This window comes from Paenibacillus aceti (assembly GCF_003614185.1).
Classification (GTDB): domain Bacteria; phylum Bacillota; class Bacilli; order Paenibacillales; family Paenibacillaceae; genus Fontibacillus; species Fontibacillus aceti.
The window spans coordinates 1-8,796 of sequence record NZ_KZ987725.1; the positions used below are offsets into that span (position 1 = coordinate 1).

Genomic DNA, 8,796 nt, shown 5'->3' on the forward strand with positions numbered 1-8,796 from the left:
AGTCACGGCAGTCATGAATCGATCCCGAACTCCTGAAGCAACTTTTTTTCATAATTCTGATCTACATAATCCCGTACGAACCGATCACGCGCTGAAATGTCTTCCTCGCGGCGAAATAATCCGATTTTCCGGAAGCGTTCAGACTCTGGCTTAACCGCCCATAGTTCTAACGCTTCTCTTTCGAGCCCCCGATCGATGCGGCGCCTGGTTAAATGTTCTGTCACTCGTTCTGCCCGCTGTTCCTCCGGAGCCTGGGAAATTGCAGCTGCAGCTTGATTCTGCCCATGAACGATGTGACCGAGTGCGCGAATCATTTCACTCTGTTCGTTCACTGTCTTCTGCAGAGTAAATAAGGCTTCTAGCAAGTCTACAGTCACCCGTTCACCATTACCTTTTGTATCAGTTACCGTGATGATCGTAGGCGCTCCAGAAGCCGCTAGGACGTCTTCTACATCATCCACGCCCTTACCGGCTGCATAGGCTTCTCTGATCTGAATTAAGACCTCCAGAGACTCAGCTGCTAGCAAATAGCTCTTATGTCGCTTACGCAGCTGAAGCTGATGGCCATGCTGACGAATATATCTCCGAATCGTCGCATCCGGCATGTCCAGCTTCTCTGATAATTCCGTTACCGAATACCATTGTTTTTCATCGTTCACGTCGTTCACCTCTCAAACACGATCGTTTATAGCTCAGTTTCTTTTTTCGAGCTAGAAGCCTGTCATCCCTTTCTTAATTATAGAGATTCTTTTGCGCTCTTTCCTCTAGCGTCGCTTCGCTCCGGTTCCGCTAAGCTCACACGCACGACTATGGACAACGAAAACCACGTTGCCCACAGTCACTCGGTTCGCCTAACGGCTACGTGAACCACCTACGACAACACCCCTGCATCATTCCATCCTCTCTCTGGCATGTGAATAACTCTCCGTTCTAAAGTAACTATCCACAAGCCCCGGTGATAAAGGATGCCTCGCTTCCGCGAGCCTGAAGGATTTAAACATTCTCCCCACGCCCACCCCTACATTTGTGTCTCCGAATTTTGTGTTGACAGGAAAGGTTTGGCGTGCTGGCGGTTGAGGGGAGGAGGGAGCGGATCCACAGCCCCCTTTAACAAAAGGAGACTGTTAGGGAACTGCTGGCGTATATCGGGTTGCCAGTCGCCTCACCTTTTACCGTCATTCAACGCGCCTAGGTCGTGCTTTATCGCGTATAGTCTATTACTAACTCTGACGGCCAGCCTGTCCCTATCGGGACACACGGACGGGTTTTGGGTCGTTGGAGTCACAACGCCCATCTAGGAAAGATGCAGGGGCGCATCTACGTATACTACAATGTCTCACCCTCTAACGGCCCTTACACCCTCAGACACGCCTTACGGTACGTTTTCCCGCTGCTCTCTTCGAGGTGGTCGGGAAGACTTACCCCACATTGTATTGTGTCGTATTGGGTGGCATTGAGCGCCCTCTATTCACTTGCTCCGCTTCTTCTTCTGCTTCATGTCCTCAGGCCGTGCTAATTGCTTCCGATCGTCTTTGACCAGGACGGTGAAAAATCCGCTATTGCATTTGCTGCAGAGAATCTTTCGATCTCCGATTTCTTCATGCTCTCGAATTTTGTTAAAGCACTCCGGATTGGAGCACTTATAGGTCAATGCTCCATAGATGGTGTTAGACAAGCGCCTATTCCTAGCAGCGATTTGATTATTTGCCTTATACCTTTTAAGCTGATCCGATCGTTGTTTTGCTGTCGTAGCTTTAAAAACCGTATTAGTAGGAACCCCTGTACTCTGTTTTCGAGCCATGCCATTAAACCTCCGAATCTTTTAAAATTTCGATTCCTAAAAAAGACAATAAGAAACTAGGCCTTTGAAGTTCATTTTTTCAAAAAAATAACTTCAAACGCTTAATAGAAAACTATGAAACTCGAAACTACTATGTAGCCTATATGATTGAACGCTGCCGATCTCCCTGGTAAGGAGGGGCGAAGCGAAGAATCCAGAAAATCAAAAAAGCCCTATTCCACCGCACGATCCGGGAGAATAGGGCTTGTTCACGTTTTTTTATGTTGGGTAAAATCACCTAACATTTTATTGCTTAATAGGTTGTCTCCAGCATCAATTCTTGATACAATGACCCTATAAGCTTGTAGTGAAGAGGCCTGTTTCTGCCGCGTGCGATGCGGTCTGAGACAGTGGTGGGGTTTACCAGACCCCACCAACTGCCTTGAAACGATAGCTTTTTTTATTTGATTTTTCCATGAATTGAGTTATTAATAGTTTCACTATAGCACATTGATAGACTCATATAAAGCAAAAAATGCCATAGAAGTGTACTTTTTCAGATATGCTCCTATTTTTATTAATTATATTAAATTTGCACGCCAAACCTCCAATGAAAAGACAATGGAGCGCCCTAAGTGCGCTCCTCGCCTATATAAGCAATACGTTAAATACAGTTTATCATGATCGCTCCTGAAAGTTAAAGCAGCTGCCAATGATTCGGCAGCTGCTTTACTTTTATTTTTTGGTTCCGAGATTCTGAACATCTTCATACATGCTTCCATAGATGGTCACATAGAACGTCTTACAACTTGATATCCCCGTGATCCCGGCCGGGCCTGTCTCTACAACAACCTTATAAATGCCGTCCGGTGCCTTGTAATCGGTCATAAACTTACGTTCTTTGTAAGTCTTTCCGGATACCGAATCCTTATAGCTCTTGATCGGGAACTCAAAGGTCGCCTTCTTCCCATCGTCGCTCGTCTTATCGAGATCGATCCTCTTGACAAACTTACCCGCGGAATCGTAGATCCTCGCTGTAGCCTCCTGTACGCCCTTAGGCTTCGTTCCAATTGGCTTGGCCGTATTTTCATACCCATTCGGCACTTTGGTCTCCCAGTCGGTGCTATAGGTCGTCACAAACTTTAATTCAAAGCCATAGCCGGCACGAGTCACTTCATTCGGATTCAGTTTCTTCTCTTTGGCCCAAGGAATGATATCCCACGACCCTCGTGACTCTCGATCAGAGTCTTTTGGCTTCTTCGGATCAGTAGCAATCCCCTGCTTGGTATTAATGGTTCCATCAACTTGCAACGTTTCTTGATACGATACCCTTTGGGAGCTCCATATCGGGTCATTGTAATCTGTCCAAGTATAATAGCTGGTATGTGAGTGCCCATCCTTGTCTGTCCAAGTATAGGAGGATGTTTTCTCACGGTAGCCGGTAATCAATGGATAGGTGACATCCCATTTTCCCTGGACTCTATCCGATGAAGAGCATTTCCCAGCTGCAGTTTCATCAGTTACCATACATCCTGTCGAAGTCACATTGTTCGTTCTGTCCTTGTCCATTTTCTCGGCAAGTGGATCGACATGAACTGAAATATTATAGGCTCCTGCAGAACCTGGCTTATACGTGAAACCGCCAACCTGAAGTGTTTTATTTGCAGGCATATCTTTCTTCATTTCATATATTTGTTTCCCATTCGAAAAAAATCGGATCCGAACATCCTTTTGTGCTGATGGTCCACGATTTTTGACACTAGCTTTTACCGTAGTGCTTTGCTTATCCGTTATATTCGACGGTGTTGCTGTAACATTGATTGCAAAGAGATCATAGTCGCTTTCTTTGATTTCATGGATAAATTCACCTTTCATCTCATTATTCTTGTAAGCAACCGATGGAGATTCTAAAGCCCTCGTAGGATGATTAGGATTATTCACTAAGGCCGAAACCTTGATATAATATTTACCAGGCTTCGTACCAAAATCCATCTTGCCAAGCATGACATTGTACGTTGATGTAGGCTTAAGTTCAGCTGGAAGTTGTTTATATAACATACCTAGCTTGAACTCAGTAGTGATCGTGCCACCGACCTTTACTGTTCCTGTCATCGGCATACCGTCTTTATGCAAGATGTCGGCTGTTTTCACAGGAGCGTCGCCATCGTATCGGAATGTCATCCAAAGTTGGCCGCCCTCTGTGAGATTAAGCTTTGTTGGTACGAAGTCAATTTTTTTGCCGTCTCCCGAAAGCTTTATCGTCTTTATGGCAGTACGCCCGTAACCATCATTCAGGACGATATCTACCTCGTCCCCAAACTTCTCTCGAAGCGTACTGCAATCACCTGTAGCCGTACCGTTATATACTTCTTCGGCTGTGGTCTTATTCATCAAAGAAACGGCATCAGTGAGATCCGGAAACGCGCCCTTTGCTGTTACCAAGACACGAACGTTCCGAGAGGTATAACCATACGTTTTAAAGTCGATCTTAATGGGGCATCCGGAATCAACGATTTTTGTAATTGATGGCCACTCTGACTCTAGATAATGAGCTATCTTATTGTTCTCGGCCACCTTTTCGATATGATCAAACTTCCCTCCCATCCATTCAATGACTCCTCGAACCAGGAGCATTTCATCTCCATCCCCCTCAAAAAAAGTAGGATGCCCTTGTTTCAAGCTCGGATTATGCGAACGATCGGTAACATAATCTCGAAAAAAGGTGAGCTGCTCTGCAGATACTTTTTTTCCTTCATCCTTCATAATAACGTTGAAGAAATCTTTTACAGATTCATCGCTCCTGTGGATCAGGCCAAAACCGTTTTCATCACTGAAATTATCTGTCTCAAATTTCTTCTTGATGTTAAACACATCATAATTTAGCTGCTTTGTTATGGTGCCACTTGGAAACTTATAATGTGCCGGCCACCGTTTCAATTGCCACGGGCGTTGTTCTATGTTGTTTCCCAATGCCTGTATAATCCCTATTAGGTATTGCCCTTCCTCATCATAATTCCATCCTACATACGGATAATTAAACGATTTTGCGCCAGCAGCATAAGTTTCATTTAATCCGAATGTAGATATGAATATAGATACAGCTAAAAAGATACTCAGAAATTTCCTCATATTTCATAAGACCTCCCATTAATTATACTGTTCCAAAACATTGACCAATGTATCTTTAGATGCAGGAATAGTAATATTCATTGAGGATACAACGACGTCTCCTGTTACTGAATCAAACTTACCTTGCAACGCCTTATGTTTTGGGTCGAGATAAATAATATAACCTTCCATATTCTCGTCCGTATGAGCATACGCAATGCTTATATAAGCGTTAGCGCCTAGTTTAAAGCGGTATTCTTGACCCGGTGTTAACGATGTGCTGTTTTCGCCCCAAAGATAATAGCCTCCTGCGGTTCTCCCCTTTAACTCTGGCATCGTAAAGACGAGCTCGTCTCCCTCAATGCGCATGTTGTCTTTGAATACCATTGGCGCGAGATCATGATACTTAGGATCAACCTTAAATTCGCCGTCAGGTACCGTTACAGACCCTGTATCGGTGCCTGAACCTGTGCCGGTTGTAATCGTCACTGTACGATCTTTATAGTCAACCGTAGCTCCACGAGCTTCACTGACAAAACGTAGCGGTACGTATGTACGTGATTGTTCTTTGATACGCGCCGGCACATCCAGGACAACGGTCTTCCCTGCCACCGAAACATTCTTTGAATCTATCTTCAGGGTGATCACTTTGCTATCTTGCTCTACAGTCACAGTGCGATTCTTGTATCCTACTTTCGCCCCTAGCGCTTCCGATACGAAACGTACCGGGATCAAGACACGGCTTGATTCAACATAAGGCTGTGCATCTGGGAACTTTACCGCTTCCCCATCTACCGTTACTTTCACGGATGGAGCTGCTCCTGCACCGACTACTGTAGGAACTAACGTTGCTACTGCCACTGTCACTGCCATCATTACTCTTACTAACTTTTTCATTTAAAATCTTCCTTTCTGCGTATGATTTATTTCATTTTTGAAACTCTATCTTTCATAAATGAATTTCATTCTTTCACGATAACCCATTTTAAGGGTAAAATCTACTAATGCCGGAGACAATGTGAAATTTCGGCCAAGCAAATTAATGTAAGATTGTTATTGCAATCGTAGCGTTTCAAGCAATTCATATCCTTGAATTTTGTGCTGATCCGGAATAGCTTGACCGTTACAAATCATATCGCGTGTCGTCTCGTAGAATGTTTGTGAACTACGCTCCACCTAAGAGGTTGGCGCTTCTTGGTCAATGAAGCTAATGCTCCAAGATTCCCCAAGCTTACAGGCTAGTTCCTAACCCATAGAATGCAATTACATTGCGAGTTTAAGAAGGTTTTGAGCCGCGTTTACGTCCCGATCATGATGCGAATTACAGCTTGGACATGTCCATTCACGCAGCGCAAGATTCTTCACTTCTTCATTTTTGTAACCGCAGCAAGAACATAACTGACTGCTTGCATCGTTTTTTGGTGCAATAACCAATTCTCTACCGTACCTTGCAGCCTTGTACTCCAACATTTTGCGAAACATGCTCCAAGATACTTCGGATATCGCTTTTGCTAATTTGTGATTCTGCATCATGTTCTTTACACGCAGGTCTTCCATAACGATGACTTGGTTTTCGCTTATCATTGTGGAGGACGTTTTGTGCAAGAAGTCTTTTCGCTGATTGCTGATCTTTTCATAGAGCTTAGCCACTTTCAGCCTAGCCTTATGACGGTTATTGCTTCCCTTTTTCTTCCGGGCTAAATCCCGTTGTAACTTAGCTAATCTCTTCTCTGACTTCCGCAGGTGCTTCGGGTTAGAAATCGTTTCACCCTGCGAAGTAATAGCGAACTCCTTGAGTCCGAGGTCAACGCCAATCTTGTTGTTATTCTTCGGTAATTGCGCTACTTCCGTTTCCACAAGCAACGACGCATAATATTTTCCTGTAGGTGTTCTGGATAGAGTGCAGGACTTAATCAAACCCACAAACTGACGATGGAGCTTGATACGGATACGAGTCTTTAGCTTCGGGATTTTAAGCAAGCCTTCAGCAACGAAAACCGTCCCGTTTTGGTTGTTTGTTGTGAAACTATGATGATTCGTTTTTTTGCTCTTGAACTTAGGGAAGCCGATCTTCTTGTCACGAAAGAAATTTTTATAGGCTTTCTCTAAGTGGAGTTGAGCATTAGCAAGTGCAAGACTATCGACTTCTTTCAACCACAAGAATTCCTTTTTATATTGTGCAGGCGTATTGGCAAGCATCTTCTCGGTATGCTTGTAGTGTTCGATCTTATCCGCAAGCATTTTATTGTAGATGAAGCGAACGCAGCCGAAAACTCTAGCTAAATACTGCGTTTGCTCATGGGTTGGATAGATACGATACTTGTAAGCTTTCAGCAATTCGTTCCCTCCATCTCTGCCCTTGGGCTTCAATATACTTCTTGATCACGGTTATTGACGCTCCACCAGTCGTCAAGTAGAGCAGACCGTTGCCATTCATCTCCCTCTTTAGAAGATGTGAAGATTCTGACAACTGATGGTTAAAAGTAAAATCTACTAATCACGGAGACAATGTGAAATTTTGGCCAAGCAAATTAATTTAATAGTGCGTTTGCACTCGTATCGTTTCTTCAACAAGTCATATCCTTTGATTTTGTGCAGATCCGGAATGGGTTGGTCTTCATTAATCATTCCGGATGTACTTTCATAAAACACACTACATTCTTGGTCAATGTGTTCAAGCTCTCTCTCAAGTTGATTCAGCATACTCATGATCCCTCACCTCCTTTCCAGGGGGTGGCACACCACAAGAAAAAAAGTAGCCACCATTAATGGCAGCCACTTTGGGTTACAGGTAAACAAAGTCACTTGATCTATAGAATATCATCAAGTACACTAAGCAATACGGGTATTTCTGTTAGCGCAGAAATTACCCTAGAAGGGAACGATGTGGCTGCCAAGCGTGATCGTTCCCTTTGTCTATTTAATTTTAATCTCTTAGTTAAACCCCATATAGTGTTCATCGATGATTTCAGATATTTCTTCAGGGCTTAAAATAGACTCCCTTGCGAAAAAGAATAATGCTTTCTCGATCACATCCGTCTTATTCGTCTTTACCCCTTGCTCCTTCAATTTTTCTACCATTTTATCCAATAATGCAGAATGGACATCAGTAAGTCGTATAGTCATTGTCTTTGACATAGAATCATTCCTCATGTATTTTCTACTTCCATTATAATACAAGAAATGCATTTTGTAAATACAAATTGTACATTTATGATGATAATTGAACACATCATTTGCAATGTATTTGAATTGCAAAATTATTTCAGGGCATCAAATATTGCAATCTATTTGCATGGTATCTTATGTTTTGCATGACAAATGCATGGTATTCCCCTGATGATCCTCAAAAAGCCGCTTCATTAACTCCCGAGTACACATTCCCATTACCGAACGCGAAGCACGTAGGGGGCTGGGGATATATCCCCGCTTAAACCCTTTCGTCGGACATATGACGCTAGAACGTCGATAATAATGAACCGTCCCTCGCCTGAAGCCAGGACACAGACAGTACCCTTTTAACCCAGATTTTTATCTTTACCTGAAAAATGCTGTACAGCTGCCGGACGCAACTCATCGTATATTTGATCTTCTCGAACTCCATAATGTTTAGCAAGCAGATTTAATACCGCCATAAGTGTCATAGAAACGTCCATCCCCGTCCGACCATTCATCTTGGCTAAACGATCCTCCATTTTAGTCATGCGGTGCTCAAGTACCGAAAGGATCTGACTGTCTGCTAATAAGATGTTTTGTGTTTCCTGTGCAATCCAATGCTCCAATGCTTTTCTGTATTCATCAGCAATCGACGTTGTACCCTTCTTAGCAGCTAATTCCTTCATTCGTATGTGTAAATGTTCGTCAATTCTTACTGTAGAACTAGACATGTAGACACCTTCCATCCTTAT

The 8,796-nt window shown here is 43.4% G+C and carries 8 protein-coding genes; all 8 read right to left on the minus strand.

Annotated features, from left to right (window positions below; all coding sequences use genetic code 11):
* Positions 1 to 11: 11 nt before the first annotated feature.
* Entirely contained in the window at positions 12 to 659 is a 648-nt protein-coding gene (locus tag BFJ94_RS25040) for a MerR family transcriptional regulator (protein ID WP_120465404.1), read from the minus strand.
* 809 nt (positions 660 to 1,468) lie between these two features.
* A complete protein-coding gene (locus BFJ94_RS25045; RefSeq protein ID WP_120465405.1) occupies positions 1,469 to 1,801 on the minus strand; it encodes a hypothetical protein in 333 nt (110 codons plus the stop codon).
* A 714-nt stretch (positions 1,802 to 2,515) separates the two neighbouring features.
* A complete protein-coding gene (locus BFJ94_RS25050; RefSeq protein ID WP_120465406.1) occupies positions 2,516 to 4,909 on the minus strand; it encodes a CARDB domain-containing protein in 2,394 nt (797 codons plus the stop codon).
* Positions 4,910 to 4,927: 18 nt separating this feature from the next.
* Entirely contained in the window at positions 4,928 to 5,785 is an 858-nt protein-coding gene (locus BFJ94_RS25055; RefSeq protein WP_120465407.1) for a copper amine oxidase N-terminal domain-containing protein, read from the minus strand.
* Between the two features lie 366 nt (positions 5,786 to 6,151).
* Complete coding sequence (tnpB, locus tag BFJ94_RS25060) at positions 6,152 to 7,225, minus strand: IS200/IS605 family element RNA-guided endonuclease TnpB (RefSeq protein WP_120465408.1); 1,074 nt, start codon at positions 7,223 to 7,225, stop codon at positions 6,152 to 6,154.
* Positions 7,226 to 7,381: 156 nt separating this feature from the next.
* Positions 7,382 to 7,597, minus strand: a complete 216-nt coding sequence (locus tag BFJ94_RS25065) for a hypothetical protein (protein ID WP_120465409.1) — start codon at positions 7,595 to 7,597, stop codon at positions 7,382 to 7,384.
* 225 nt (positions 7,598 to 7,822) lie between these two features.
* Positions 7,823 to 8,026 (minus strand): hypothetical protein, encoded by a 204-nt coding sequence (locus tag BFJ94_RS25070; RefSeq protein ID WP_162944424.1) that lies wholly within the window; start codon positions 8,024 to 8,026, stop codon positions 7,823 to 7,825.
* A 380-nt stretch (positions 8,027 to 8,406) separates the two neighbouring features.
* Entirely contained in the window at positions 8,407 to 8,790 is a 384-nt protein-coding gene (locus tag BFJ94_RS25075; RefSeq protein ID WP_240431938.1) for a hypothetical protein, read from the minus strand.
* Positions 8,791 to 8,796 lie beyond the last annotated feature (6 nt).

Coding starts and splice junctions, on each gene's coding strand:
- BFJ94_RS25045 (WP_120465405.1), bottom strand. CDS start 1,801: ATGGCTCGAAAACAGAGTACAGGGGTTCCTACTAATACGGTTTTTAAA.
- BFJ94_RS25050 (WP_120465406.1), bottom strand. CDS start 4,909: ATGAGGAAATTTCTGAGTATCTTTTTAGCTGTATCTATATTCATATCT.
- BFJ94_RS25055 (WP_120465407.1), bottom strand. CDS start 5,785: ATGAAAAAGTTAGTAAGAGTAATGATGGCAGTGACAGTGGCAGTAGCA.
- BFJ94_RS25065 (WP_120465409.1), bottom strand. CDS start 7,597: ATGAGTATGCTGAATCAACTTGAGAGAGAGCTTGAACACATTGACCAA.
- BFJ94_RS25070 (WP_162944424.1), bottom strand. CDS start 8,026: ATGTCAAAGACAATGACTATACGACTTACTGATGTCCATTCTGCATTA.
- BFJ94_RS25075 (WP_240431938.1), bottom strand. CDS start 8,790: ATGGAAGGTGTCTACATGTCTAGTTCTACAGTAAGAATTGACGAACAT.